Annotated in this window: 17 protein-coding genes and 6 pseudogenes; all 23 read left to right on the forward strand. The window is 70.6% G+C overall.

Annotated features, from left to right (window positions below; translation table 11 throughout):
- Positions 1 to 188 precede the first annotated feature (188 nt).
- Positions 189 to 1,151: a MinD/ParA family protein gene (locus tag Ae717Ps2_RS31390; protein ID WP_233147862.1), complete on the forward strand. Its 963-nt coding sequence runs from the start codon at positions 189 to 191 to the stop codon at positions 1,149 to 1,151.
- Positions 1,151 to 2,434 (forward strand): glycoside hydrolase family 16 protein, encoded by a 1,284-nt coding sequence (locus Ae717Ps2_RS37610; protein ID WP_083702679.1) that lies wholly within the window; start codon positions 1,151 to 1,153, stop codon positions 2,432 to 2,434. The genes Ae717Ps2_RS31390 and Ae717Ps2_RS37610 overlap by 1 nt, the downstream gene beginning before the upstream one ends.
- Before the next feature lie 54 nt (positions 2,435 to 2,488).
- Complete coding sequence (locus tag Ae717Ps2_RS40125; protein WP_075334628.1) at positions 2,489 to 4,996, forward strand: transglycosylase family protein; 2,508 nt, start codon at positions 2,489 to 2,491, stop codon at positions 4,994 to 4,996.
- Between the two features lie 6 nt (positions 4,997 to 5,002).
- The gene (locus Ae717Ps2_RS31410) at positions 5,003 to 5,956 is read left to right on the forward strand and encodes a serine protease (RefSeq protein ID WP_143510754.1); all 954 of its coding nucleotides are present in this window, start codon (positions 5,003 to 5,005) and stop codon (positions 5,954 to 5,956) included.
- Positions 5,953 to 6,978 carry a hypothetical protein gene (locus Ae717Ps2_RS31415; RefSeq protein WP_075334630.1) on the forward strand — a complete coding sequence of 342 codons (1,026 nt, stop codon included), beginning with the start codon at positions 5,953 to 5,955 and terminating at the stop codon, positions 6,976 to 6,978. The genes Ae717Ps2_RS31410 and Ae717Ps2_RS31415 overlap by 4 nt, the downstream gene beginning before the upstream one ends.
- Before the next feature lie 52 nt (positions 6,979 to 7,030).
- The gene (locus Ae717Ps2_RS31420) at positions 7,031 to 7,351 is read left to right on the forward strand and encodes a hypothetical protein (protein WP_075334631.1); all 321 of its coding nucleotides are present in this window, start codon (positions 7,031 to 7,033) and stop codon (positions 7,349 to 7,351) included.
- Between the two features lie 11 nt (positions 7,352 to 7,362).
- Positions 7,363 to 8,193: a hypothetical protein gene (locus Ae717Ps2_RS37615; RefSeq protein WP_158071593.1), complete on the forward strand. Its 831-nt coding sequence runs from the start codon at positions 7,363 to 7,365 to the stop codon at positions 8,191 to 8,193.
- Between the two features lie 86 nt (positions 8,194 to 8,279).
- Entirely contained in the window at positions 8,280 to 10,019 is a 1,740-nt protein-coding gene (locus tag Ae717Ps2_RS31430; RefSeq protein ID WP_075334632.1) for a hypothetical protein, read from the forward strand.
- 73 nt (positions 10,020 to 10,092) lie between these two features.
- A complete protein-coding gene (locus Ae717Ps2_RS31435) occupies positions 10,093 to 11,622 on the forward strand; it encodes an SCO6880 family protein (RefSeq protein WP_075334633.1) in 1,530 nt (509 codons plus the stop codon).
- Entirely contained in the window at positions 11,619 to 13,316 is a 1,698-nt protein-coding gene (locus tag Ae717Ps2_RS31440; protein WP_075334634.1) for an ATP-binding protein, read from the forward strand. Before Ae717Ps2_RS31435 ends, Ae717Ps2_RS31440 begins: the two co-directional genes overlap by 4 nt.
- Before the next feature lie 8 nt (positions 13,317 to 13,324).
- Complete coding sequence (locus tag Ae717Ps2_RS31445; protein WP_075334534.1) at positions 13,325 to 14,464, forward strand: C40 family peptidase; 1,140 nt, start codon at positions 13,325 to 13,327, stop codon at positions 14,462 to 14,464.
- Complete coding sequence (locus Ae717Ps2_RS31450) at positions 14,461 to 15,195, forward strand: J domain-containing protein (RefSeq protein ID WP_075334535.1); 735 nt, start codon at positions 14,461 to 14,463, stop codon at positions 15,193 to 15,195. The genes Ae717Ps2_RS31445 and Ae717Ps2_RS31450 overlap by 4 nt, the downstream gene beginning before the upstream one ends.
- Positions 15,196 to 15,290: 95 nt before the next feature.
- The gene (locus Ae717Ps2_RS31455; protein ID WP_075334536.1) at positions 15,291 to 15,533 is read left to right on the forward strand and encodes a hypothetical protein; all 243 of its coding nucleotides are present in this window, start codon (positions 15,291 to 15,293) and stop codon (positions 15,531 to 15,533) included.
- Positions 15,533 to 16,309 (forward strand): hypothetical protein, encoded by a 777-nt coding sequence (locus Ae717Ps2_RS31460; RefSeq protein WP_075334537.1) that lies wholly within the window; start codon positions 15,533 to 15,535, stop codon positions 16,307 to 16,309. The genes Ae717Ps2_RS31455 and Ae717Ps2_RS31460 overlap by 1 nt, the downstream gene beginning before the upstream one ends.
- Positions 16,310 to 16,364: 55 nt before the next feature.
- Positions 16,365 to 17,807 (forward strand): alkaline phosphatase PhoX, encoded by a 1,443-nt coding sequence (locus tag Ae717Ps2_RS31465; RefSeq protein ID WP_075334538.1) that lies wholly within the window; start codon positions 16,365 to 16,367, stop codon positions 17,805 to 17,807.
- Entirely contained in the window at positions 17,807 to 19,738 is a 1,932-nt protein-coding gene (locus Ae717Ps2_RS31470) for a type IV secretory system conjugative DNA transfer family protein (protein WP_075334539.1), read from the forward strand. Before Ae717Ps2_RS31465 ends, Ae717Ps2_RS31470 begins: the two co-directional genes overlap by 1 nt.
- A gap of 3 nt (positions 19,739 to 19,741) precedes the next feature.
- Positions 19,742 to 21,031 (forward strand): acetylxylan esterase, encoded by a 1,290-nt coding sequence (locus Ae717Ps2_RS31475; RefSeq protein ID WP_233147847.1) that lies wholly within the window; start codon positions 19,742 to 19,744, stop codon positions 21,029 to 21,031.
- 166 nt (positions 21,032 to 21,197) lie between these two features.
- Positions 21,198 to 22,011 (forward strand): annotated as a pseudogene (locus Ae717Ps2_RS31480) (transposase family protein).
- A 640-nt stretch (positions 22,012 to 22,651) separates the two neighbouring features.
- Positions 22,652 to 23,254: pseudogene (locus tag Ae717Ps2_RS40640) on the forward strand (MFS transporter); the annotation flags it as partial.
- A pseudogene (locus tag Ae717Ps2_RS38605) lies at positions 23,178 to 24,001 on the forward strand (MFS transporter). The pseudogenes Ae717Ps2_RS40640 and Ae717Ps2_RS38605, both read left to right, overlap by 77 nt.
- A 390-nt stretch (positions 24,002 to 24,391) precedes the next feature.
- Positions 24,392 to 24,496, forward strand: a pseudogene (locus Ae717Ps2_RS40645) (hypothetical protein); the annotation flags it as partial.
- Positions 24,478 to 24,873: pseudogene (locus tag Ae717Ps2_RS40650) on the forward strand (mannitol dehydrogenase family protein); the annotation flags it as partial. The pseudogenes Ae717Ps2_RS40645 and Ae717Ps2_RS40650, both read left to right, overlap by 19 nt.
- A 60-nt stretch (positions 24,874 to 24,933) precedes the next feature.
- A pseudogene (locus tag Ae717Ps2_RS39595) lies at positions 24,934 to 25,267 on the forward strand (mannitol dehydrogenase family protein); the annotation flags it as partial.

A 25,267-nucleotide genomic window follows, 5' to 3' on the forward strand; every position in this document is an offset into this window, starting at 1 on the left:
CTCGCCCTACCCCGGCGACTGCGCCCGAACCGGCACCCCAGCAACGCTCGTCCGCACCGCCGGTCACGGCTCCCCCACTCGGACCGGCACCGGCTCCGGAATCCGCGCCCGCCACGCCTGCCGCGCCCGCCGAGTCCGCAGCACCCTCGGCGCAGGAGTTCCGGCCGCCGTGGGACGACGAGAGCGGCGTGTTCTCCAACGCCGTGCGGGTCCGCAAGTCCCCGCCGAAGCAGGGCTGGCGGGCCGCGGTCTACGCCCTGTCGGGCGGGCGCTGGAACCCCGGCCTGTCCGATGCCGAGGAGCGGCTGCGTGAGCAGCTGGGCAAAATCCGGACCCCGCTGCCCGGCCCGCACAGCGTGGTCGTGTCCAGCATCAAGGGCGGCGTCGGCAAGACCACCGTGACCGCGCTGCTCGGCCTCGCCCTGGCCGAGTACCGCGGCGACCGAGTGATTGCGATGGACGCCAACCCGGATGCGGGGACTCTCGGCGACCGCCTGGTCGGCGAGGAGCAGGCCTCGAAGACCACCGTGCGCGACCTGCTCGACAACCTCGACCAGATCCGCTCGTCGACCCAACTCTCGGGCTACACCCACCTCGCCGGACGCCTGCAGGTCCTCACCAGCGAGCAGGAACCCGAGCTGTCGGAGATGTTCTCCGCCGACGACTACGAAGCCGTCCTGCGCACCCTGTCCCGCTACTACGAAGCCCTGCTGACCGACTCCGGCACCGGGGTCGTGCACTCGGCGATGCAGGGCAGCCTGCGCCACGCCGACTCCCTGGTCATCGTCGGCGCACCAACCCAGGACGGGGCCTCGCGGGCCTCGCGCACCCTGCAATGGCTCGCCACCCACCAGGACTCCCAGGGCCTGTTCCCCTACCGGCAGCTCGCCCAGGACGCGGTAGTGGTGCTCTCGTGTGACCGGTCCTCGCCCTACGTCGACGAGTCGGTCATCTGCGAGCACTTCCGGGCCCGCTGCCGCGCGGTGGTCGAGCTGCCCGCCGACCCACACCTGTCCACCGGCGGCATCGTCGACCTCGACGCCCTGTCCCCCGCCGCCCGCGACGCGGCGCTGAACCTGGCCGCGACCGTCGCCGAGGGCTTCCAGGGCCGCCGCACGACCGGGCTGGCTGCGCACGGGTTCCGCGGCTGATGAGCTCGAACCTGCTGGTCGGTGCCGCGCTGGCGCTGACGACCTCGCTGGCCGCGTCCGGGCTGAGCCCTGCCGCTGCGCCGCAAGACGGGGTCGACTGCGGCTTCCGGATCACCGTGGTCCACGTGCTCGCCGAGCTGTCCGGCGACACCTCGCCGAAGGCGGAAAAGCTGCGCCAGGACCTGATCGACATCGGCGCCGACCAGTCCGGGTTCGTCCCCGACGAGTGCTACGACGGCGGCTCGAACACCGGCGACGCCGGTTCCGGTGGATCCGGCAACGACACCGGCTCGGGCTCGGGCAACGGCTCAGGGACCGGTTCGGGGAGCGGGAACGGCTCGGGCTCGGGCTCGGGCTCCGGCTCCGGCTCCGGCTCCGGCTCCGGTGACGGTGCAGGGAACGGTGCGGGTTCGGGTGCCGGTGGTTCCGGTGGTTCCGGTGGTTCCGGGAGCAAGTGCGCGACCACCGCGGCGGACAAGCTCGGGTGGGGATCGCCGCAGGTCGAGGACGACTTCGACGGCTCCGAGGTGTCCGGGGACTGGAACATGTACGACGGCCCCGGCCACGGCGGCAACGGCACCCGCACCCCGGACGCGATCAGCGTCGCCGACGGGATCCTGACCATCACCGGGTCGGAGAACGGCGACGCCGGCGGCATGGCCTGGTCGGCCAACTCCCAGCAGTTCGGCCGGTGGGAGGGCTGCGCCCAGTCCCCACCCGGCGCCTCTGACTTGCACACCTTGTTCCTGCTCTGGCCCACCGCCGAGGACTGGCCTGAGGGCGGCGAGGTCGACTTCATGGAGATCTCCGACCCCTCCCGTCAGGAGGTCGGCGGGTTCCTGCACTACGGCGCGGACAACTCCCAGACCGAGGGCACCACCCAGGTCGATGCCACCGAGTGGAACGCCTTCGCCGTCGAGTGGACCCCCGACAAGATCACCTACCTGGTCAACGGCGAGCCGTGGTTCGAAGACACCGATCCCTCGCACAACCCGCCCGGCCCGATGCACCTGACCATCCAGCTCGACAACTTCGGCGGCGACCTCGCCGGCGGCGCGGAGATGCACGTCGACTGGGTCCGCCAGTACGCCGCCGAGGGCGGCGAGACCAGCGGCGAAGTGAGCGCCGGCGCCGAGACCTCCACCGGCGACACCGGCGACTCCAGCTCGGACTCGGACTCGAGCTCCGAATCGGACTCGGGCTCGGGTTCCGGCAGCCGCAACGACAGCGCCAAGGACAGCGGCGACGGCGGCTCCGGTGGTGAGTCGCGTGGCGATTCCTGACCCGTCTCCCGACCGGCTGCGACAGCCCCCGATCACACGTCGAAGGACCTGACCATGCGTTTCTCGCGTAAGCCCCGCCCGGCCTGGGCCGATCATCTTCCGCAGTCCTCAAGGGGCCCGGTTGCCCGCCGCTCTGCGGTCGCGGTCCTGACCGCGGGCGCCCTGCTGGGCGGGACGGCGTTCACCCTGTCCCCGCTCCCGGCGCAGCTCGGCCTCGTGGTCGAGTCCTGCAACCAGGGCAAGGTCGTCCGCCAGCTCGCCGCGGCCCGCGAGACCCGCACCCAGACCCGCGCCCTGCTCACCGACCTCACCGTCTCCACCGACCCGGGCGCCCAGGCCCTGGCCCGCGAGATCGCCGGGCTCGGGTTCACCCCCGCCACCCAGCCCGCCGGGTGGCGGCAGAAGGCCGTCGACACCTCTGATCAGCTCAACCAGCTCGCCAGCACCGACCCCCAGATCCGCGAGGTCGCCGCGCGGCTGGCGAAGGCCGGGCTTGGCCCGACCCCGGCCGACCTGCTTCCCAAGGAGCCCCCGCCGTCGGACCCGGGGCCGCTCGGGGGGATCGGGCAGTCCCTCGGTGGCGCTGCGGACAGCGCGGTGGGCGCGGTCGAGTCGGCCGGGGACGCGGTCGCCGACGCGGCCGCACCGCCACCTGCGGCGGACAGCTCGTCGTCCGGGCGTCCGGCCGCGTCGAACCCGAAACGCCAGGCCGAACCGGCTCTACCGAAGACGTGTGTGGACCAGGCCGAGGCCACCGCCGCACCCGCAGCGCAGAGCCCCGCCGCAGCCCCGGCACCACGCCGGCCCGCCCCGGCACCCGCCGCCGCTCCCCCAGCACCGGCGGCGCCTGCGGCGCCGGCGCAGGACAGCGACGAGCCAGACGAGCCCGAGGCCGCCGAACAGCCAGATGACGGCTCCACCAGCAGCGAGCCGCCCTCTGGCGGCACCGACGAGCTCACTGACTCCGGATCGAGCCCCACCGAGGATGACGACACCGGGGCCGACGGCGGCGACAGCACCGACCCGGGCGACGACGCCAGCAGTGACACGAGCAGCGACGAGCCCACCTCCTCCGGCAGCAGCCCGACCGCAGACAGCACTGACAGCAGCAGCACCAGCTCGGAATCTTCCGATGCCGGGTCGGGCTCGGGTGAGTCGTCGAGCTCGGGCAGTACCGGGAGCGGATCGGCCGAGGACCTGGACAAGGCCCAAGCAGCGATCGAGATGGTCGGCGAGCTCATGCAAGCCCTCGGCGCCAGCCCCGACACCGGCGCAGACGACTTGAAGAGCTCGGTCCTGCAGGTCCTCGACCGCGAACAGCTGGAGAAGCTCGGCGCCGACTCCGCCGACCTGGACAAGCTCGACGAACTCCGCACCTCCGACACAGGCAGCACCGACACCGGTAGTTCTGACACCGGGTCCTCCAGCACCGACACGTCCGACAGCAGCTCGTCGTCGAGCAGCGACAGCAGCTCCTCCGGCAGCGACAGCTCGGATTCGGGTTCCGCGGGTTCCGATGATTCGACGGCAGCCGAGCAGCCCAGCACGGACTTCGGCGGGTCCTCCGACACCGACTCTTCGAGCACGCCGAGCACGGACTCGGACTCCGAATCCGGTTCGTCCTCGTCCGGTGCTGCCGACGATCCGGGCGAGAACAGCACCGGTGCAGGCAGCGAGTCGGGTACCGGCTCGGCGAGTGCTGAGCCGGGGAGCCCGATCAGCCGTGGCGGTGGCGCCACCAGCGGCGGTGGCTCCGACAGCTCGGGTACGGACAGCTCGGCCACCGGTGGTGGTTCGGGGTCGGGCGCCGAGCAGGCCAGTAGCGACGCCGACTCGTCGTCGGGTTCCGTGCAGCCCGCGGCCAACATCGACTCCACGGTCCAGAAGCTGACCGAGCAGGCCGAACAGGCCGCCGACACCGACCCGGTCGCCGAGCAGCTCCTCGACAAGCTCAACGACGCCGACCTCAGCGGCGCCGGTGACCAGCAGGACTCGCCGACCAGCAGCGACTCCAGCACCACCGACGGCGCTGATACCTCCGACAGCTCCGGTAGCTCGGCCGCTCCTGACAGCTCGGAGTCGACCGACAGCTCCAGCGCAGGCGCCGATTCGGAGAACACGGGTGGGCAGCCGGGCTCAGGCAGCGCCGACGCCGACCAGGACAGCTCCGGAACCGGCGGCGAGCAGCCGTCGGATCAGGGCGGCGGTGAGCAGCCCGAGGCCCAGGACGGCCCGGCACCCGCCGGCGATGGCGAGGGTGAGCAGCCCCGGGACCCGGAGGGTGCCCAGGGCGACCCGGCGGTCGCACCGACAGGGGGGACCGACTCCGCGACCTGGGACAAGCTCGCCGAGTGTGAGTCCGGCGGCGACTGGTCGACCAACACGGGCAACGGATACCAAGGCGGCCTGCAGTTCTCGAACGCCACCTGGCAGGCCTTCGGCGGTCAGGGCGACGCCCACCAGGCCAGCCGCGAGGAGCAGATCGCGGTAGCCGAGAAGGTGCAGGCCGAGCAGGGCTGGAACGCCTGGCCCTCGTGCTCCCGCCAGATCGGCCTGTCGTAGGCCGCCATGACTATCCGCAGGTGGAGCACGGTGTCAGTGGCCGCGGTGATGACCGTGGCCCTGGTGGTCGTGCTGTGGTCCTCCGGCGCCCCGCAAGGGGGCCGGGTGGTGGGGCTCGGGTCGGTCGTGCCGTGGGGGTCGGCCGACCCGAGGTCCCCGCTCCAGGACCCGCCGCCGGTGCGGGGGCAGGCCGGCCCGATCGTCGGCGGGCTCTCGGCGTCGTCGGTCGGGGTGCTGGTCGTCGACGGCGGCCGCCACCAGTGCTCGGCCACCGTCGTCGCCTCCCAGTCCCGCCGGCTGCTTGCGACCGCGGCGCACTGTGTGTGGCTCGACGGCGGCTGGCGCGTCGACGGTGCGACGTTCATCCCCGGCTACGCCGCCGGCGAGGAACCCCACGGCCGCTGGACGGTCGACACCGCCTACGTGCCCCCGGCCTGGCAGGACGCCAACTCCCCCATCGAAGACGTCGCCGCCGACACCGACTTCGCTTTCGTCTCGCTCCTCCCGCGTGACGGGGTACTGCCCGAGCAGACCCTCGGCGCGCAGGGCATCCGCTGGTCGACGCCCGACACCGTGCCGGTCGCCGCCCTTGGCTACCCCTCGCTGGGCTCCTATGACGGGCAGTCGCTGCGGGGCTGCACCGGCCCGGCCGCGGTCGAGCCGTTCGCCCGCGCGAGCTCTCCCGAGCCTGGGCAAGTCCTGGCGCTGGAGTGCGACATGACCGAGGGCGCCTCCGGCGGCCCCTGGCTGGCCGGCCCCGACGCTGCCAGCGGCCGGGGCCAGGTCGTCGGTGTCGTCTCCGGCGGCGATGACACCGCGCTGGTCTCGCCCCGTTTCGGGCCGGTCGCGCGCGGGGTCTACGACGCCGCCGACTCGGCCTCCCAGATCACCACCCCACCCACCCCGACAGCGCCCGATGCGAGAACTGCCCAGATCGCCCCACGAGGAGGCAGCCGATGACCACCGCCGAACAGCAGGACCGTGCCGGACCTGCCCGCGCGCCGCGCACGCCGTTCGAGCTCAACCACCGGCTCGGTTTCGCGGCGCGCTCGCGCGCCCCTCATCTGGGATCGGTCGACAACGAGGCCATCGTCGATGCCACCTCCGCGGCCGCCGCGGGCGGGCACGGCCCCGACCCTGCTGACACGGCAGCGGAGCTCGGCGCTGCGGCCGAGACGACACAGGAACGGGCTCGGCTCGAGTTCCCCGACACCCGCCCGGTGTCCTGGGCCGCGTTCGGCGCCCTTGTGCCGGTACTCGCCGGATCCGCCGGGTCCGGCGCCTCCTGCGTGGCGGCCGCGATCACCGACGCGCTGCAGGCCGATCAGCGGTGCGCGCTGCTCGTCGACGCCGACGACCCCGCCCGCTCCGGCCTGGCCTGCGCGTCCTCGCAGGAAGGCCCCTGGCTCCGGCCGGTCAACGAGCACGTATCGGTCCGCTACAGCTGGCGCGACGACGCCCTGCTCGCCCGCCTGGAAACCCAGCTCCCGACGATCACCCCCGGGATGGTGCCCATCCCCCCGGACTGGCTCCCCGACCCCGCACCGGACCCGCTGCACACCACTGTGGTCGACCTCGGCCACGGCGGCTGGCGCGCCGCCGCCACCCCGATCTACGGCGCCGGAGGCTGGCTACGCCGCGGCCTGCCCTCGCAGCGCCCGATCCTCGTCGTCCGCGCCACCCGGCCGTCGCTACGCCAGGCCGAACAGCTCCTCGCCCGCCTCGAACCCTGGGTGCAGCGCGGCGTCGCCACCCCGATCTACCAGCTGGTGGTCAACGGCGCCCGCAAGTGGCCGGCCGGCGTCGCGGGTGCGGCCGGGCCGCGGGTCGCGGCGCTGATCGACGAGGCGCTGTTCGTCCCCCACGAACGCAGCTGGGAGATCGCCGGAGTCACCGACGACCCCAGCCCCGACCGCGCCGTCGACGCCCTACGACCCCTGCTCGCCTCATGGGGCCTGGTCACCTCCCCACGACGCCGCTGACCAGACCCAACCCCAACACCGACTAGCCCCCCACTGCCTGCGGAGGCACCCCATGTCTGTCCCCCACCTGCTCGCCGACTCACTCGCTCAGGTTCACGTGCTGCCTGCGCAAGAGATCCCGAACCCGGGACCGCAGGCGCCGCCCGGTGCCGGTGCGATCGAGAACGTCGTGAGCTACGTGCGCTGGATCGCCGGGATCTGCATCCTCGGCCTGTTCTTCGGCGGCATCGTCGCCGCCACGGCCGGACGGCTCTGGGACCACCACGGCTCCGGGCGCCTCGGCGCCCGCATGATCGTCGGCAGCCTCGCCCTGGCCGTGTTGTTCGGGCTCGGCTACACCCTGGTCTCCCAGTTCGCCGCCTCCGCCGCGTGATGGCCCGCCTGATGAACACCGAACGGAGCGCCGCCGGCGGGAGTCGACGTCGCGCGCTGCTGATCCTCGCCGGCGCCGCACTGCTGGTGCTGGCCTTGTTGGTCGGCGTGGTCGTGTCGCTGTCCAGCATGTTCAGCGCTGACGAGCCCAGTTCCACCTACCAGGGGCCGCCTGCCGCGACCGGCCCGGGCGCGGACGGCGGCGGTGCTGGTGGAGGGAACGGCCCGGAGGCTGAGGCTGCGCTGGCACACGCGCCGATGCTCGAGGTGCCCGGCCAGGCCGCGCTGCCACACACGCTCTCGACACGCAGCGCCGGCCCTCCGATCACCCTGCCTCAGCCCGAGCAGGCCAGCGGCGTGCTGGTGCCTACCGGGTTCCCCGACACCGAGCAGGGCGCGATCGCCCAGGCGGTCGAGCTGACCCGCGTCGGGTTCACCGGCGCGGACCCCCAGGTCTGGGCACAGGCCTACGACTCCATGGCCGAGCCGGGTGCCGCACCCGCGGCCCAGACCCCGGCATCGCAGGACCTGGTCGCGTTCCGGCGCGCGGCGAACATGCCCCGCACCGGCCCGACACGGGCGACCGTGACCTGGACTCCCACCTCGGCCCTGGTCAAGGGCAGCACCGACGACGGCAGCTATGTCGTGACGTGTGTGCTCGGTGAGCTCGTCACCGACTACAAGGGCCGCGTGGCCACCGGCGGGCTGGGCAACTGCCTACCGATGCGCCGCGTCGGTGACCAGTGGCTGGTCGCCTCCGGCCCGCGCGCCTGGGTCGCCCCGGCGACCTGGCCGGGCAGTGACGAGGCCGTCTCGGTCGGCTACCGGGACATCATCCGATGACCGGGCTTCCCGTTTCCAGCTGGTACCTGCCTGCTCAGGATCCCGCCCCACCACCCGGCGGGAGCGGCGGCGGAGACAGCGGCAGCATGCTCGGTGACTTCGCCGGATCCATCGCCGAGTCGGCATTCAGCTCCGCGATGCAGGCGGTGTGGGACTCGGCGATCTGGCTGCTCAAAGGCGGCTTCGACATCGCCGACACCGTCTCGCGGGTCGAACCGGGCGCGATCACCGGCAACGACGCCGACAACCCCGACCCCGCCGCCGGGGCCACTCCCCCACCGGCGCCGCCGGAAGGTGCCGAGAGTGCGGTGGATCTGGGCTCGTTGTGGTCGACGATGATCTGGCTGGCCGCGCTGATCGCACTGGGGTTGTTCTTCTACCAACTCGCTTCGGTCGCCGTCCGCGGCGGACGCGGGATGTTCCGCGCGGTCACCGGCCCGGTCCAGTTCGGCATCGCCCTCGCAGTGACCACCGGCGCGGTCGCAGTGCTGCTGACCGGCGCGGACGGGCTCACCACGATGTTCCTGTCCAACCTGGGCGAGCAGGGCAGCTTCACCGCGATCCTGGACAACCCCGCCGTCGCCGACCGCTTCGGCGACAACCCCGACCTGGGTGCGGATGTCGAGGACGGGGTCCGGTCGATGATCCTGGGCATCGCCGCCCTGTTCGGGGTCATCCCGGCCGCGATCGGCTTCGCCCTGGCCATGATCTTCCGCGCGGCGGCGATCATGGTGCTGATCGCGACCATCCCCATCGCCGCAGCCTGCCTGATCTCCGACTCGACCGCGTCGATGTTCTGGCGGGTGGTGCGCTGGCTGCTGGCCGCGGTGCTGATGAAACCCGCCCTCGCCCTGGTCGTGGTGATCGGCGTGAACATCATGTCCCGCACCGAGGGAGTGGCCGGGCTGCTGGCCGGCACGGCGGTGCTGTTGATCAGCCTGTTCTGCCCGATGGTGCTCTACCGGCTGCTGGCCTTCGCCGACCCCGGCACCGGCGCCGGGATGGCCGTGCGCTCCGCCGGCGGATCACGTTCCGCGGGTGAGCCGGGTGGCGACAACGGCACCAGCGAGATGATCAACAACGCGCGGGCCACACAGAAGGCCTACGACGTCGGCAGCGGCGGCTCCGGCGGCAGTGCGGCGGGCGGCGAGCTCGGCGGCAGCACCGCCGCGACCGGAGGCGCCTCCAGCGGCGCAGGAGCCGGTGCAGGCGCGGGTGCGGGTGGTGGGGCTGGTGGCGGCGCGGCTGCGGGTGGTGGGGCTGGTGGCGGCGCGGCTGCGGGTGGCGGCGCTGCCAGTGGTGGAACGGCTGCGGCCGGTGCCGGGGTCGCCGGTGGTGCGGTCGCCGCGGCAGTGGTCGGCGGCTACCTGGCCACCAAGGCCGCCGGACAGGCGGCGGGTGGCTACGGGTCGTCGCAGATGGCCCAGACCGGCATCGGCCACCCCGGCCCCGCCCCCGCCGCCGGGGCCAGCAGCGGGCAGATCAGCTCCGCCGCCGGCGGCGCCTACAGCGCAACGTCGAACCGGATCGCCCAGAGCTCGGGCGACGACAGCGGCCCGGGCGAACCCGGCGAATCCGGTGGCGGTGGTGATGGCGGTGATGGTCCGGAGCCGCCGCCGGTCGATCCGGGACCGCCCGATTCCGGCCCACCCGGCGGTGGCGGCGGGCCGCAAGACCCTCCTGAGCCCCCTCCGGTCAACGCCGGCACGGACGGGGCCACCACCACTGCGCCGGCCCCCGACCCCGCAGGCGCGTCCGCCCCTGGCCCGGCGCCCGAGCCCGCGCGTCCGGCCCAGCCGGGCGCCGACCGAAAGGACGACCGCTGATGCCTACCAGCGTCGTCGTCGGCACGACGACTACGACTACCCATGCCCTCACACAGCCCGGCGGTGATCTCCGATGACCACCAGCCCGTCCCCCGGCCCGCGGGTGTATCGGGGCCTCAACCACAAGGAAGGCATCGGCTGGATCGCCGGGATGACCCCGGTCCAGGCGTTCCTGCTGATCGGGGTCTGCGCCCCCGCGCTGATCGCGATGTCACGCAACCAGTGGTCGGCGGCCCTGTCCTGGGCGGTGTTCGCCGCGATCGTCGCCGTGCTGATCCTCATCCCGATCCACGGCCGCCCCGCGTTCCGGTGGCTGGCTGACCTGGTCATGTTCCAGACAGGAGTGCTCATGCGCTGGTCCCCGTGGCAGTCGCGCGCCGCCGTCGGCCTGGCCGGTGACCGCACCGAGCCCGACCTGCCCGGTGTGCTGGCCCGGTTGGAGTTCCCTGACGGCCCGGAGTTCCACGGTTCGCGGATCTGCCTGATCCACGACACCGCCGAAGGACGCTGGGGCGCCACCGCGAAGCTCACCCACTCCGGGGTCGGGATGCTCTCCGACGACGAGTGCGAACGCCTCGCCGCCCGCCTCGGCTCGATGCTGGTCGGTCTCGGGCACCGCGAGGTCATCGACCGGGTCTCCCTGCTCGTGCGCACCGTCCCGGACGACGGCACCGAGTACACGGTGTGGCGCGACCGCCACCAACGCCCCGACGCCCCCGCCCTGGCCCGGCAGGTGACCGCCGAGATCGACCGCGACGTCGCCTCCGTCTCCGTGCGCACCGAGCTGTTCGTGACCGTGTCCGGGACCGAGGAAGCGCTGCGCCGCCCGGCCAAGGCCGCCGGTGGTGGGATCGCCGGACGGGCCTATGCCTTGTACCGGCTCCTGGAGGGCGTCGCTGACGGGTTGCGTGGGCTGGGGGTGCAGTCGGTGACCTGGCTGTCCTCCACCGGTGTGGCGGAGGCGATCAAGACCGGGTTCAACCCGGCTGCGGCCGCGGGGCTGTCGTTTCGGCATCTGACCAGCCCGGATCCCGACGGCACCGTCGGGCTGCCGATCTCCCAGGCCGGACCCGCTCTCGCCCCGACCCCGGCGGCGCGGGCGTATCACCACGACGGCTACAGCTCCGTGGCCTACGCGGTGCAGCCCCCCGAATCAGGGACGATCTTCGGCTCCCTCGGCCCCCTGCTCGCAGTCCGGACCGCCGGGGAACGGCGGACCCTGCAGATCCACTACGAGATCCTCTCCGCCGCCGCCGGCGCCCGGGTCGTGAAGAGCGACCGGTTCCGCAACAACGTGCTCGTCGACGCCAAGGCCCAGCGCGGGTTCAACACCACCGCGATCGACTCGCGGCGCCAGCGCGGCGCGCGAGATCAGGAAGCCGCCGTCGCCGCCGGACACGCCGTCGTCCGGTTCACCGTCGCCTCCTCGATCACCGTCCCCGCCGACTGGAACGTCGAGGACCACGCCGCCCGCCTGGAAAACGACGCCTCCGGCAGGTTTCACCTGCTTCGCCTGGAGCTGGCGCAGGACTCGGCGTTCGTCGCGGCCGCCCTGCCGGTCGGGATCGGGCTGCCCCGGGAGAAGAGGGCCTTCGACTCATGAGCCGACTGTTCAACCCCTTTAACGGCGGCCGTCGTGCACGGCGGGCCGAGCCGCGCAGCACCGGCGAGCTGCTCAGCCAGTTCACCGACCTCCAAGGAATCCCACTCACCACCCCGCCGGCCCCCGACACCGGGGACGACGAGACCAGCACTGGCCGCGGACGGCAGCGGGTCAACCAGGCCACCGCACCCCGCCAAGGCCCGCGCGAGCCCGGCCGGGGCTGGGCCGCGGTCGACGCGGCCCGGCGGGCTCCGGTCTACAAGGCCACCACCGCCGAGGTCGGTGGGCTGTTCCCGCTGCTGGCCTCCAACGGCGTCCCGGCGATCGGGGCGCGGCTGGGCTATGACACGCAGTCCGGTGGGGCGTTCTACGTCCACCCCACCGAGTGGGTGCTGCGCGGCATGGTCACCAACCCGAACCTGGTGGTGTTCGGCGAACCGGGCCGCGGCAAGTCCTCCACCGTGGTCGCGCTGATGCTGCGGATGATGCTCTTCGGTGTCCGCTCCCTGATCTCCGGGGATGTGAAGGGCGAGTACACGCCGCTGCTGCGCTCATTGGGCATCACGCCGATCGCGCTGGGCCGGGGTAGCCCGCACCGGCTTAACGCCCTGGACCTGGGCCCGCTGCGGGCCCGCTGGAGCACCTGGGGTGCCGAGCGGCAGAACGAAGAGCTCACCGGGATCCTGGCCCGCTGGACCCGGCTGCTCACCGCTCTGGCCGAAGCCCAGGGCTACTCGCCGACCGTGACCGACGAACTCGTCATCTCCACCGTCCTGCGCCGCCTGGTCGGCGCCGCCGACGGCTACTCCGAGCTGCGGCCCATCACCATCCCGCAGGTCGTGGCCCAGCTCGCCGATCCCGACGACGACCTGTGGCAGGCCACGCGGTTTGCCTCCCACCGGCAGTTCGTCGATCACACCCGCCAGATCACCGACGCCCTCTCGAACCTGGTCGTCGGTCCCCTGAGTGGCCTGTTCGACGAGCCCACCAACTTCGACCTCGACTGGGACGCGCCGGTCCAGTCGATGGACCTGTCGCTGCTGCGCTCGCGTGGGGATCAGGCGATCGCAGTGGCGCTGACCTGCCTCGGGTCCTGGTCGTCGATGATCACCGACCTCCAGGATGACGGCGACGTCCGCATCGTCGTGCGCGACGAGGTCTGGCGCCAGATGCGCCTCGGCCTACGGGCGGTCCAGGCCGTCGACTCCGACCTGCGCCTCTCCCGCGCGGAACGCAAGATCCAGCTCCTGGTCATGCACAAGCCCTCCGACCTGCTTTCGGTCGGCGCCGCAGGCTCCCAGGAGGTCTCCATCGCCAAGGACCTCCTCGCGCTGTGCAGCTCGCGGATCCTGCTCGGACAGTCCACGAGGGTCGGCGACGAGCTCGCCGAAGAACTCGGCCTGTCCGAACGGGAACAGGCGGTCATCACCGGGTGGGCGATGGAAGGCCCGGGCCGGGCGCTGTGGAAGATGGAGAACGCACCCGGGATGAAGATCCAGACGGTGCTGTCCGCGACCGAGAAGTCGATCTTCGACACCAACGCCGGGCTCCGCGGAACGACCGATCTGCCTGCGGAAACAGACCTCGGCAAGGGTAGCGGGGCCGCGCCGCGGCTGGTGTCGGTGCCCGGGGCATCGGGTCCGGCCGAGCAGGTTCGGGCGTCGGCTGTCAACGGCTCGGCTCCGCACCGGTGAGCTGAACGGTGGATCAGAATAAGGGCACCATCGCCCTCGCCGCGGCCGCGGTGGTGCTGACGTTCCTCGCCGCGGTACTCAGTATGGGCATCGCGATGTTCTCCGCCGTCACCGACGGCCCCCTGGCCGGGGGCTGTGGCGGCGACGGCGGCATCGGCGGCGGCTCGCAGAGCATCGGTGGCACCGACTGGAACGCCGAACAGACCGAGAACGCCGCCACCATCGTCAACCGCGTCGTCGAACGACAACTCCCCCGCCGCGCCGCGGTCATCGCGATCTCCACGACGATCGTGGAATCACGGCTGGTCAACGTCGGCTACGGCGACCGCGACTCCCTGGGCCTCTACCAGCAGCGCCCCTCGCAGGGCTGGGGCAGCCCGGCGCAGGTGCTCAATCCGGTCGGGGCCACCGACACGTTCCTCGACCGTCTCGTCGAGCTGCCCGGCTGGGCGACCATGGCACCGGGTGAGGCGGCCCAGGCTGTGCAGCGCTCGGCGTTCCCGGATCGCTATGGCCCCGAGGAGGCACCGGCCGCGGCGCTGGTCGACCAGTTCTGGGTCGGCCCCGACAACCCCGTCCCCGCCCCCGCCACCCCGGGCGGGCCGAACGTGCAGCTGGCCTCGTCCGTGTTCGCCTGTCCTGATCAGGGCGGAGCGGGTGTTCCCCTCGCCCCGTCGAACATCGACCCCAAGCAGTTGCCGCCCGGATTCACTCCGCCCGCTGATCCGGCCCAGCGGGCCGCAGTCACCTACGCCCTGGCCCAGCTCGGCAAACCCTACGTCTGGGGCGCGAAGGGCCCCGACGGATTCGACTGCTCCGGGCTCATGCTCGCCGCCTGGGCCTCAGCAGGAGTGCCGATCCCAGCCGGGACGGTCAACCAGAAGAACGCCGGCACACCCAGCTCACCGGCCGCGATCGCCCCCGGGGATCTGGTGTTCATTCCGGGCTCGCTCGGCTCGCCGGACAACCCGCGCCACGTGGGGATGTATGTCGGCCAGGGCCTGGTGGTCAACGCCTACGACTCCTCCACCGGTGTCGTGCTGCAGCCGCTGTCGGACTGGGCCGCCGAGATCACCCACGTCCGCCACATCGCCGGCCCCGCAGGCCAGCCCGCACCGGCCACCGCGCTCGCCGAGGCCGCCCCATGACCACCCCCACCAGCGGTCGCGGTGCCGACCTGTATGCGGTGCTCGGCGTCGGCCCGGACGCCGACCGGACCCAGGTTCGGCGCGCGTACCGCCGCCAGGCCCTGGCACTGCACCCCGACCGCAACCCCGAACCCGACGCCACAGCACGGTTCCGGGCCGTCGCCGAGGCCTATGCGATCCTCGCCGACCCGGTCCGTCGCGACGCCTACGACACCGCCCGCACTCCACCAGGGCCCGGCACGGGTGGGCCCGGCCCTGCCCGCCCCTTCACGCCGCCATCGCCGGCGAAGGGGCCCGCACACACCACCAGCGCCATCGCGGACTACACCCCGGCCGGGGAACCGGTCGCCCACACCGACTATGCCCCGACCAGCGGCTATGCGCCCCCTCCCCCGCCGCCCGGTTGCCAGGCTCCGAGACCGGCTCAGGGTGAGCTGCTGCCGGCCGGATGGCCGGTCGGGCGGATCGACCACCGCCGGCTGGTGGGACGGCTCCTGCTCGGGGTGTGGCGCCTGGCGCCACTCCCGGCGGGCCGGATCGCCGCCGGTGCGGTCGTGGCGGCGACCCTCGCTGCCGCGGCGCTCGCGGTGACTTCCCGCAACGAGATGCCGCTGGAATCGCGGGTGATCGGCTTCCTCGCCGTCCTCGCGCTGGCCTGCTGGACCGTCCGGGCCCTGACCTTCGCCGTCCTGCACCTCCACCGCCGAGCCGCCGATTGGACACGCCGATGAAGCTCCGCCCCCGCCGTACCGCCACACCCCCGCCAGCACCAGCCATCCCCGTTCTCGCGCCCGGGCAGCTGTGGTGCACCAAGGACAAACTCACGATGGCCGAGCTCGCCGGGCTCGCCGAGCGGCGCTCGGCAGCGCGTCCGATGTTGGTCACCGACGTGGCCGGGCAGCACACGAGCACGTCGGTGGTCCAGCCGGCCGAGGCCATCACCAGCACACCTCGCCGTAGCGCCGTCCTAGTCACTGCCGTTGCCGTTGCTGTTCCCGCCGCTGCGCTGGCCCAGCTCGCCCTCCGCCACTCCAGTAGCAGCCGCATCGTCGGGCGGAGGCCTCGCTGATGGGGTTCCTCGCCCGGCGCACCACTCCGCCCGTTCCCACCCCGTCGCCCGGGGCGTCCCTGCCTGCTCCGGCCACTCCGGACGCTGCGCAGCAGGCCGCACGGATCCGCTGGCACCAGTCCGAGCAGGTCGGCTGGAACAAGCTCCCCGAACCGGCCCGCGACGCCCTGACCCGCGCCGGGCACACCACCGGTGAGCCGCTCGCCGCCGGGACCTGGGCTCCGACCACCCGCCGCGACCCGGCCGGGCGGTACTGGCGCGACACCGACGCCTGGTGGATCGAAGCCACCCAACTACTGGTCGTCCGTGCCCGAGAGGCACTCGCCCACCGCGGCACCGGCCGCGACGGGCGGCCACGGCTACGACGCGGCCGCGGCGGGCACGTACAGGCCACGACGCATCAGCTGAGCGGGCCGGCACCTACTGGGCAGCGCTGGAGCCGCCCCCAGAGCCCGCCGGGTTCCGCCGGACCGAGCGATCCGCCTGGAGCGCGGCTCACCGAGCGCGTCATCGAGGTCCTGCCCCACGCCGTACAGGCCGAACTCGGGCCCCCGACCGGGCAGATCGCGATCCGCCACTACCCCGCCCACGGCGGATACCACGACCAGGTCCTGGCCTTCCGCCGCATCTCGCCCACCGAGCTGATCGCCGTCGCCGCCGTCCGCGAGGCCGGCGCCTACCCCGACCCCGACACAGCGATCGACGCCGCGGACTGGCACATCACCACCTACCGCCCCCAGATCGGGCCACCCACGTCCACCGAGCTGCAGATGTGACCGCGCCACGGAACCACCCCAGCGACCTCGCTCACCTGCCGATTCGGAGCTCATTGTGGGTATCACCCGGCGTTCGTTCCTCACCCGCACCAGCCAGACCGGGCTCGGCATCGCCCTGACCGGATCCCTGCAGAGCCTCCTCGGCGCACCCGCTGCCGCGGCCCAACCGCCCGCGGGATTCACCGGCTACGGCCCACTGGTCGATGACCCCAACGGCAGGCTCGCGCTCCCGGAAGGCTTCTCCTACCGCCTGGTCACCGAGGCCGGGAAGACCCGCCTCTACTCCAAGGACCCCTCCCCCGGGATCCACGACGGCGCCGCAGCCTTCGAAGCGCCCGACGGGAACGTCCTGGTGGTGCTCAACCACGAGGTGAGGGGCGGCCCGGACGACGCCGGGGCCGTCCCGCACCTGTCCGGCTACACCTACCGAGACGACGCCGGCGGGGGCTGCACCGTCATCAAGACCACCCCCGATGGCGAGCTGATCTGGGAGACCGTCGCCCTGGCTGGCACCTCCACCAACTGCGCCGGCGGCATCACCCCCTGGAACACCTGGCTGACCTGCGAAGAAACCGAAGACGACGGACACGGCTGGGTGTTCGAGGTCGACCCGGTCGACCTCAAGGCCAACCGGGACCCGACCCCGATCGCGGCGCTGGGCCGGTTCGTGCACGAAGCCTGCTGCATCGACCCCGACACCCTGGCCATCTACCTGACCGAGGACGCCACCGACCCCTACGGCACCGTCTACCGCTGGACCCCACCACGCGCCTTCCGCGGCGCCAGCGGCGCACTCAAACAGCTCGGCCCCAGCGCCGGAGAGCTCGCCGCGATGGCCTGCACCGACACCGAGGGCAACCTCGTAGACGACCTCGATCAGGCTGCCGAGCCCGACACCGCCTACACCGTCGATTGGGTCCCGGTCGGCGACCGCGCCGCCGAGAACGGATCGTTGCGTTCCCTCGCCGGCATCACCCGGGCGGCGAAGCTCGAGGGCGCCTGGTGGGCCGACGATGGCGCCTACCTGGTCAGCAGCTACGCCGACTCGCATCGCGGTCAGATCTGGCACTACGACCCGGCCGAGGCAACGCTGACCCTGACCACCGTGTTCGCCGTCGACGCCGACGGCGAGACCGTCGAAGCCCCCGACAACATCGTCGCCGCCCCCTACGGCGGGCTGATCGTGTCCACCGACGGCGACGGCGACAACCACCTCGCCGGCATCACCCCGGCCGGGACCGCCTACCCCCTCGCGCGTAGCCAGATGGGCTCGGAGTTCACCGGCCCGACCTTCTCCCCCGACGGCCGCGTGCTGTTCGCCGGGATCCAGAAACCCGGCGTGCTGTTCGCGATCACCGGCCCCTGGCGAGGGCCTGCAGCGACAGGCCGCCCGGACCAGCGATCGACCGCCGGCACGTCGGAGCGCTCCGAGGAGACCGGTTCGCCACGTCGTGGCGGTGCCTCTCAGTCCCCCACCCGTGAAGGAGTTGCTGGGTGATGACCCGTTCCCGTACTGATCGTTCCTGGGTCGAGGAGGTGGCTCTGCCGGCGACGGCGCTCGGCCTGGCTGTCGCCGCGGTCGTGGTCCTGGAGCTGGCCGCGGTGGCGACCGGGGCACTGTCCGGCGCCGGACGATTGCTGCTGGTCGGCTTCGCTGATCTGGCCGAGCTGCTCCGATCCTGGCTCGGCGCACCACTGCCCGCCGATAGCGCTGTCGGGCACCTGACTGAGCACTCGACTCTGTTCGTGACCTGTGTGATCGTCGCCGCGCTGGGGCTCGTCGGCCTCGCTGTGGTGGCTCGGGTGTGGTGGGCCAAACGCTGGGCTCCTCCTCCGCCTGGGCATGCCAGTTGGGAGCAGATCAGCGCGGAGCTCTCGGAGGCTGCGGTACGCCGCAGCGCGGAGCGCACGAGACCGTCGATGAGCAGCGCGGAGTTGCGTGGCGCTGCCACGACCGAGCTGGGCTTCCCGCTCTATCACTATCGCAACAGACCGCTATACGGGTCTTTCGTGAACCTGACCGGCACGCTGGCTCCGACCCAGTCCGGGAAGTCCCGCAAGGACCTGGTGCACAAGGTGCTCGATGCCCCCGGGGCGATGCTGTGCTCGACGACCAAGCTCGATCTGGTCGAGTTCGCGGCGCTGTCGCGGTCGCGCCGGGCGCTGGCCGGGCCCGTGATCGTCTACGACGCGACCGGTCGGCTGCGCTGGCCCGCGCCGCTGCGCTGGTCGCTGATCGAGGGTTGCCAAGACCAGCAAGAGGCCAGCCGCCGCGCATTCACCCTGGTAGAGGCTGCTGCCCTGCGTGTCGAGGCCGGTGGAGGGGGCGGCGCCGGCAACGACCGTGTGTTCCGCGAGCGCGCCGTTGTCGTGCTCACCGCCTACCTCGTGGCCGCCGCGGTCTCCGACTCGTCGGTCGACGCGATCCGTGCGTGGGCCACCGAGCCCCCGGAACCCGGCGCCCCGAGCGCGCCGCCGTCTGAGCCGGGTGGCCGCGCGACCCCACCACCACCTAGGCCGGGGCGGCGGCTGCCAGCCGATCCCCGGCCGGTCAAGATCTTGCAGGACGCGGGTCGCGCGGAGATGGCGGCGAACCTGCGCGCGGAGATGGATCTGGACCCCCGGACCGCGTCAGCGGTATGGATGTCGGTACGCCGGGTCGTAGGCGCCTGGACCGATCCGCGAGTGCGGGACCTGCTGAGCCCGGCCCGCGGGCGTGGCCTGGATGTGCGCCGGTTCATCGGCCAGGGCGGCTCGCTCTTTCTGATCGCCGACCAGCAGCAAGCCGCGGAAGCCGTCCCTGTGCTAACCGCGCTGGCCGAGCACTTCCTGCGCACCGCGCAGGACATGGCCATGGACTACCCGGCACGACGGGCCGACCCGCCGGTCACCGTGGTGTTCGACGAGCTGGCCAACGGCACCCCGGTCCCGCGCCTGGCCGAGGTCATCTCCGACGCCGCCGGCCGAGGAGTCGTGATCCACTGGGCCGCTCAGTCCCTCGCCCAGCTCGAACGGCTCTTCGGGTCCGTCGGCGAGCGCGAGGTCCGCGACAACACCACCACCATCACTGCCTGGGGCGGGATCAAGGACGACCGCACCCTTCAGTGGCTCTCAGACATCTGCGGTACCTACGAACGCACCCGACGTCAGAGCCAGGCCGACGGGCTGTTCGGCCGCGAACGCCACAGCTACAGCACCGAAACCGTCCCGGTGATGCGCCCCGGACAGATCCGCGAGCTGCCCGCCGGGCAGGTGCTGGCGCTCCACCGCGGCGTTCGCTGCTTCGTCGCCGACGCCGTCGACGTCACCAAACGCCCTGATAGCGCCCAGATCGACGCCGACGTCGCCGCCCTGCGGGACGGCACCGCGATCCCGATCGACGACCGCGGCTACCGCACCGGGGCCCCGCACAGCGAGCGAAGGACCTAAGCCATGGTCATCCGCCAGCAGCAGCCCGCGGCAGGTCGAGGCCGACGCCGCTCGGCCGTGGGGCGGGCGTGCAGTGCCGCGTTACTGGCCACTGCCGTGCTCTGCACACCCTCCATCCACCCCGCTGCCGTACCCCCTGCGGCGATCGAGCGCACCGCGGGCTGGACGGTCCCGGCAGCACCGAGCCAAGACGACGACGATTCCACCTCCGAGAGCACACAGACCCCGAACCCGCTTGTCCTCGACAGCGGCGGACAGGTCGAGGACGTGCAGAGCTGGGAGCAGCAACGACGTCCCGAGCTGTTGGAGGCATTCCAGGAACACGTCTACGGCCAGAGCCTGCCCACACCAGAGGAAGTGACCTTCGACGATGGTGGAGCCAGCGGTGAGTCCGCGAAGACGGTCACCATCAGCGTGACCGGCCCCGCCGGCACGGCGAGCTTCACCCTGCGGCTGTTCGTGCCCGAGACCGGTACCCCGACGGGCACCTTCCTACTGATCGATCACCGAGGCTCGGTCGGCGACGATGCAGACTCGTCGTCGGGCTATGCGCCGACGGCGAAGATCCTCGACGCGGGCTACGCCTTCGCTGCCCTCAACGCCGAGGAGGTCGCGCCCGACGACGCCGGAAGCTATCGCGATGGCGTGATCAACGCCTTCTACCCCGCCGGCCAGGACTTGCCCTCCGACGCCGGGCGCACGATCAGCGCCTGGGCTTGGGGCGCCAGCCGAGCAATGGACTACCTCGAGACCGACCCCGACATCGACCCCAGCAAGGTCGCGGTCATCGGGCACTCACGCGGCGGCAAGGCCGCCCTCTGGGCCGGCGCCCAGGACACCCGCTTCCCCGTGGTCATCTCCAACAACTCAGGCTCCACCGGCGCCAAGCTGGCCCGACGCGACGACAGCGGCGAGTCAATCGCCGCGATCACCGAGCAGTTTCCTCACTGGTTCCCCGACACCTACAGCCGCTACGCCGGCAACGCCGGGTCGCTCCCGGTCGATCAGAACCAGCTCCTCGCTCTGATCGCGCCCGGCCGGGTCGTGGTCGGTAGCGCCACCGACGACGGCAACGCCGATCCCCAGGGCGAGTTCTTGTCCTACCTAGGTGCAGCACCGGCCTACGAGCTCTACGGCCTCGGCGACACCGGACTGACCTCAGATAGCTGGCCGCCCACCGAGAACGAAGCCTTCAGAGGCCCGGGAATGAGCTACCACCTCCGGGCGGGCAGCCACGGCCTCGAGGAGACCGACTGGGATATGTACCTCGCGGGCGAGCTCTTCGAGCGGTAGCTCTCGGCCAAACCGTACGGAACCGAACCGGGTCGGAGCTAGTGAGCTCTTGCCAACCTGGTGTTCGGGCAGGTCAGCGGGTGCGGCGTGGCCGTGACCTCGGATGGGTGAAGCTCCTGGTAGACGGGCGATTGCCTAGATCAATCCGTCCAACCAGGAGCTTCAAGTGTTGTCCTACCCGTCCGGGATGACCGTGTCCAGCCGCGCCGTCGGCGTGCTCTCGGATGCGCTGCGAGCGCACCGGAGCTCCCGCCGGACCCGGTGGCGCAAGCTGTCGGCCGGCCGAAGGGCCCTGCTCGTGCTCGCCTACCTGCGCAAGGGCGAGACCTACGCCGACCTGGCCTGTGGGTTCAGGGTCGGCACGTCGACGGTGTACCGCTACATCCGCGAGGCCCTCGACCTGCTCGCCGCCATGACCCGACCTTCGAGCAGGCGATCGAGGTCGCGAAACGGAAGGCATTCGTGATCCTCGACGGCACCCTGCTGCGCATCGACCGCGTCGGCATGACCTCGGGATACGACCGCGCCTTCTACAGCGGCAAGCACAAGGCCCACGGCCTGAACGCGGGAGGTCATCGCCGATCCCATCGGCAGGCTGGTCTGGATCTCCCCGCCGCTGCCCGGCGCCCGCCACGACATGGGCGCAGCCCGCGACCACGGCATCATCGACGCGTTCATCATCGACGCGTTCATCACCCACGAGATTCCCGCCGCAGCCGACACCGCCTACCAGGGCGCCGGACCGACGGTCGCGGTCCCGCAGCGGCGGCGACGCAAGGACCCCGACACCGGCCGGTTCCGGAAGCTCTCCCAGTCCCAGAAGGACGTGAACACCGCACACGCCCGCCGCCGCAGACCCGGTGAACGAGCGAACGCCGAGCTGAAGAACTGGCGCATCCCTGCGGAAAATCCGGTCCAGCCCGAACACCGCGGACAAGCTCATCGCCGCAGTTCAGACCCTCATGATCGCCAACGCTTGATCAGGTTGGCAAAGCCTCAGTGAACGGATCAACTGGTTGCAGCTTCCGACAGGCCACCACTCGATTGGCCCGGCTGGAGACGGTTCGGCCAGTTTCTACGACTGTCTATACGCAATGGGCCGCGGTAGAGCCTCAACAACCTTACTTCGGGAGGATCCACCACGGCGTCGAGTGCCTCCCCTATAGCGATCCCGGCCGCCGCGCGGCTGCGCTTATACCGCACGGTATAGACCCTCGAACGACCACCCGCAGACGGATCACGATGGGGCTTGACACCGGAGTCACGATCGACGTACCTTCACGTCATAAGCTCCGGCCAACACGTCCCCTTGGCCGACACGAACAGACCAACTGCTGCGATCCACGCTCGATGAGGAGATGAAGCACCCGAGCGTCGAGCACGACCAACGTGCTGCCGTCTCGAATTTGTACGCAGGTCGCTGGCAGCCTGTTGGACTGGCCGTCAAGTCGAGTCATCACAGCTGGATTCAGATTCGACTACTCGCGAATGAAGCTGGCCAACTCGGACCCGAGCACTTCCAGGACAAACTAGTTTTCGTATTGCTGCAACCTCCCAGGCGTCGCGTAGCAAAGGAGCTAGCATGGCCGAATCCTCGACACGGCTCGGATCTGGCGTCGAATCGCGTGGCGCAAACGGACTGGTCCTGCGCAGCGCCTTGGTCGCAGCACTGGGAGGGCTGCTATTCGGCTTCGACACCGCTGTCATTTCCGGGACGACCGGTGCCCTGCAACGAGTTTTTGACCTAGGGGGATTTGGCCTCGGGTTTACCGCGGCCACGGCTCTCATCGGAACGATTGTAGGCGCACTTTTCGCCGGGTACCCATCGAATCGCTTCGGCCGAAAGAAGACGCTCTTCGCATCGGAATCTTATACTTCGCGTCCGCAATCGGCAGCGGAATCGCGACTGAGGATACCGGCGGGTGGATCTTCTTTATGGTCGCACGGTTCGTCGGTGGTATTGGCGTCGGCGCTGCTAGTGTGGTTGCTCCGATCTACACCACCGAAATTGCGCCAGCGCGCCTGCGGGGCCGCCTGGTCGGGCTGGTCCAGTTCAACGTGGTATTAGGGGTGCTGACCGCATATCTCTCCAACTGGGTCTTGGCTTCGCTCGTCGCTGACAGCGTAGCCTGGCGATGGATGTTCCTTGTGGAAGCAGCTCCTGCACTACTGTTCTTCTTGCTCGTATTCAGGTCCCGGAAAGTCCCGTTGGCTATACGGTAAAGGATTCACGGACCAACGCATACCACGTTCTTTCCGGCTCACCAAATCGCCTCAAGAGCTGCGCGATGAGTTCGCGGAGATCGAAGAAGCGGCTGCGCTCGACCGGAGTTGGCGCAAGACCAGCCTGTTCTCAGCACGCTACCGCAAGATCGTGCTTTTGGCTGTCGGGATTGCCGCCTTCAACCAGCTCTCGGGAATCAATGCCGTCACCTATTACGCGCCATCCATATTTGAGATGGCGGGAGCCAGTGGGGATACGGCTCTTCTGCAGGCGGTCGCCATGGGCGTAGTAAACCTTATCGCCACGATGGCTGCGCTCTCCGTGATCGACCGCTTCGGTCGCCGCAAACTGATGATCATCGGCTCCGTCGGGTACTTGATCTCACTGGGGGTTGTCGCTTCGATCTTCCTGACGAGCGGACCTGACGCGGGATTCACCTCCCTTCGTCTGTACTGGTGCTACTCGGACTACTGGTGTTCATCGCCGCTCATGCGTTCGGCCCAGGGCTCTGTGATCTGGGTATTTATCGCGGAGATTTTCCCGAACAAGGTACGCGCTCAGGACAGGCGCTCGGTAGTTTCGTCCACTGGACGTTTGCAGCGATAACTACCTGGACATTTCCTGGGATCGCTGCCGGACTCGGGGGCGGTATCGCCTTCCTCATTTTCTTCCTGTGCATGGTGGGGCAATTGATCTGGGTGCTGATAAGATGCCTGAGACGAAACAGGTACCGCTCGAAGAGATGAGCGACACCCTAGGCCTACCTAAGAGCGAGTTCACCGAATCGAAATGATGAAAGAATGAATTGCACACTGGTTACGGGTGCCGCGCGGGCGCCGCCCTGTCAGGTGGTTCCTCACCTCTGCCAATCAGGCTAAGAGGTCGTCTATCGTCCGTCCCTCAGCGGCGCCTGAACACACCGGACGTCATCGTCGTCAGCACGAGTACTGCCAGCTTCGGCTGGAGAACCAAGGGGCGAGGCCGACGAAGGCGGTGATGCCCCCCAATCCAACGCTGCGTTACCGCACAACTGCTGATCTTGGGAGGATGACGATGACACACCTCAGCAACAACACGTTGGCATCCCTGGCCACCATCGCCACCCCGACTACGACCGCTCGCGACTGCGCCCGGGGATCGCCCACTTCGGCGTCGGCAATTTTCACCGTGCGCATCAGGCTGTCTACATCGACCGCTATCTCTCCCGACCCGGTTCGGAGGGTTGGGGGATTGTCGGTATCGGGTTAGCGACGGCGACAGCTCACGCGCGAAAGCACAGAAGTTCGCAGAACAGGACTGCCTCTACACGCTTACCGAGTTTGATCCCTCTGGCACAGCGGAGTCTCGGGTCATCGGGTCCATCATCGACTATCTGCATGCACCCTCCGAACCGACCGCAGTCCTTGATGCCCTTAGCGACCCCGAACTGCGTATAGTCACCCTTACGATCACTGAGGGCGGATACTTTACTGACGAATCGACCGGTGGATTCGCCGCTGAAGCCGACGACATTCGCCATGATGCCAACAGCGATGTGCCCCGAACAGTTTTCGGGTTCCTGGTTCGGGCCCTTGCCCGTAGGCGGGATGTCGGCGTCGCTCCGTTCACAGTTGTCTCGTGCGACAATCTTCCGGGCAACGGAGATGCCGCCCGACGTGCCGTCGTCGGCTTGGCACAAATGATCGACGAAACCCTTGCCAAATGGATCGACGGGAACGCCGGTTTCCCGAACTCCATGGTCGATCGAGTGGCCCCATACGTGCCGGACACCGACATCGCCTGGCTTTCGGAACGGACCGGGATCCAGGACCAGATGCCGGTGACAACCGAGAGTTACCTGCAGTGGGTCATCGAGGACGACTTCCCGACAGGCCGTCCGGACCTGGCGTCGGTCGGCGTGGAGTTCACTGAAGACGTCCGGCCGTACGAGGAAGTCAAGCTTCGCCTCCTCAACGCATCCCATGTCTTGCTGGCCTACCCGTCGCTGCTAGCAGGGTATCGAGTCGTTCATC

The organism is Pseudonocardia sp. Ae717_Ps2 (genome assembly GCF_001932475.1).
In the GTDB taxonomy this organism is placed as follows: domain Bacteria; phylum Actinomycetota; class Actinomycetes; order Mycobacteriales; family Pseudonocardiaceae; genus Pseudonocardia.

Bases quoted from the DNA above. Each gene is read 5' to 3' on its own strand.
- Ae717Ps2_RS40125 (WP_075334628.1), top strand. From the start codon at position 2,489: ATGCGTTTCTCGCGTAAGCCCCGCCCGGCCTGGGCCGATCATCTTCCG.
- Ae717Ps2_RS31440 (WP_075334634.1), top strand. From the start codon at position 11,619: ATGAGCCGACTGTTCAACCCCTTTAACGGCGGCCGTCGTGCACGGCGG.
- Ae717Ps2_RS37610 (WP_083702679.1), top strand. From the start codon at position 1,151: ATGAGCTCGAACCTGCTGGTCGGTGCCGCGCTGGCGCTGACGACCTCG.
- Ae717Ps2_RS31435 (WP_075334633.1), top strand. From the start codon at position 10,093: ATGACCACCAGCCCGTCCCCCGGCCCGCGGGTGTATCGGGGCCTCAAC.
- Ae717Ps2_RS31460 (WP_075334537.1), top strand. From the start codon at position 15,533: ATGGGGTTCCTCGCCCGGCGCACCACTCCGCCCGTTCCCACCCCGTCG.
- Ae717Ps2_RS31420 (WP_075334631.1), top strand. From the start codon at position 7,031: ATGTCTGTCCCCCACCTGCTCGCCGACTCACTCGCTCAGGTTCACGTG.
- Ae717Ps2_RS31430 (WP_075334632.1), top strand. From the start codon at position 8,280: ATGCTCGGTGACTTCGCCGGATCCATCGCCGAGTCGGCATTCAGCTCC.
- Ae717Ps2_RS31410 (WP_143510754.1), top strand. From the start codon at position 5,003: ATGACTATCCGCAGGTGGAGCACGGTGTCAGTGGCCGCGGTGATGACC.
- Ae717Ps2_RS31455 (WP_075334536.1), top strand. From the start codon at position 15,291: ATGGCCGAGCTCGCCGGGCTCGCCGAGCGGCGCTCGGCAGCGCGTCCG.
- Ae717Ps2_RS31470 (WP_075334539.1), top strand. From the start codon at position 17,807: ATGACCCGTTCCCGTACTGATCGTTCCTGGGTCGAGGAGGTGGCTCTG.
- Ae717Ps2_RS37615 (WP_158071593.1), top strand. From the start codon at position 7,363: ATGAACACCGAACGGAGCGCCGCCGGCGGGAGTCGACGTCGCGCGCTG.
- Ae717Ps2_RS31475 (WP_233147847.1), top strand. From the start codon at position 19,742: ATGGTCATCCGCCAGCAGCAGCCCGCGGCAGGTCGAGGCCGACGCCGC.
- Ae717Ps2_RS31450 (WP_075334535.1), top strand. From the start codon at position 14,461: ATGACCACCCCCACCAGCGGTCGCGGTGCCGACCTGTATGCGGTGCTC.
- Ae717Ps2_RS31415 (WP_075334630.1), top strand. From the start codon at position 5,953: ATGACCACCGCCGAACAGCAGGACCGTGCCGGACCTGCCCGCGCGCCG.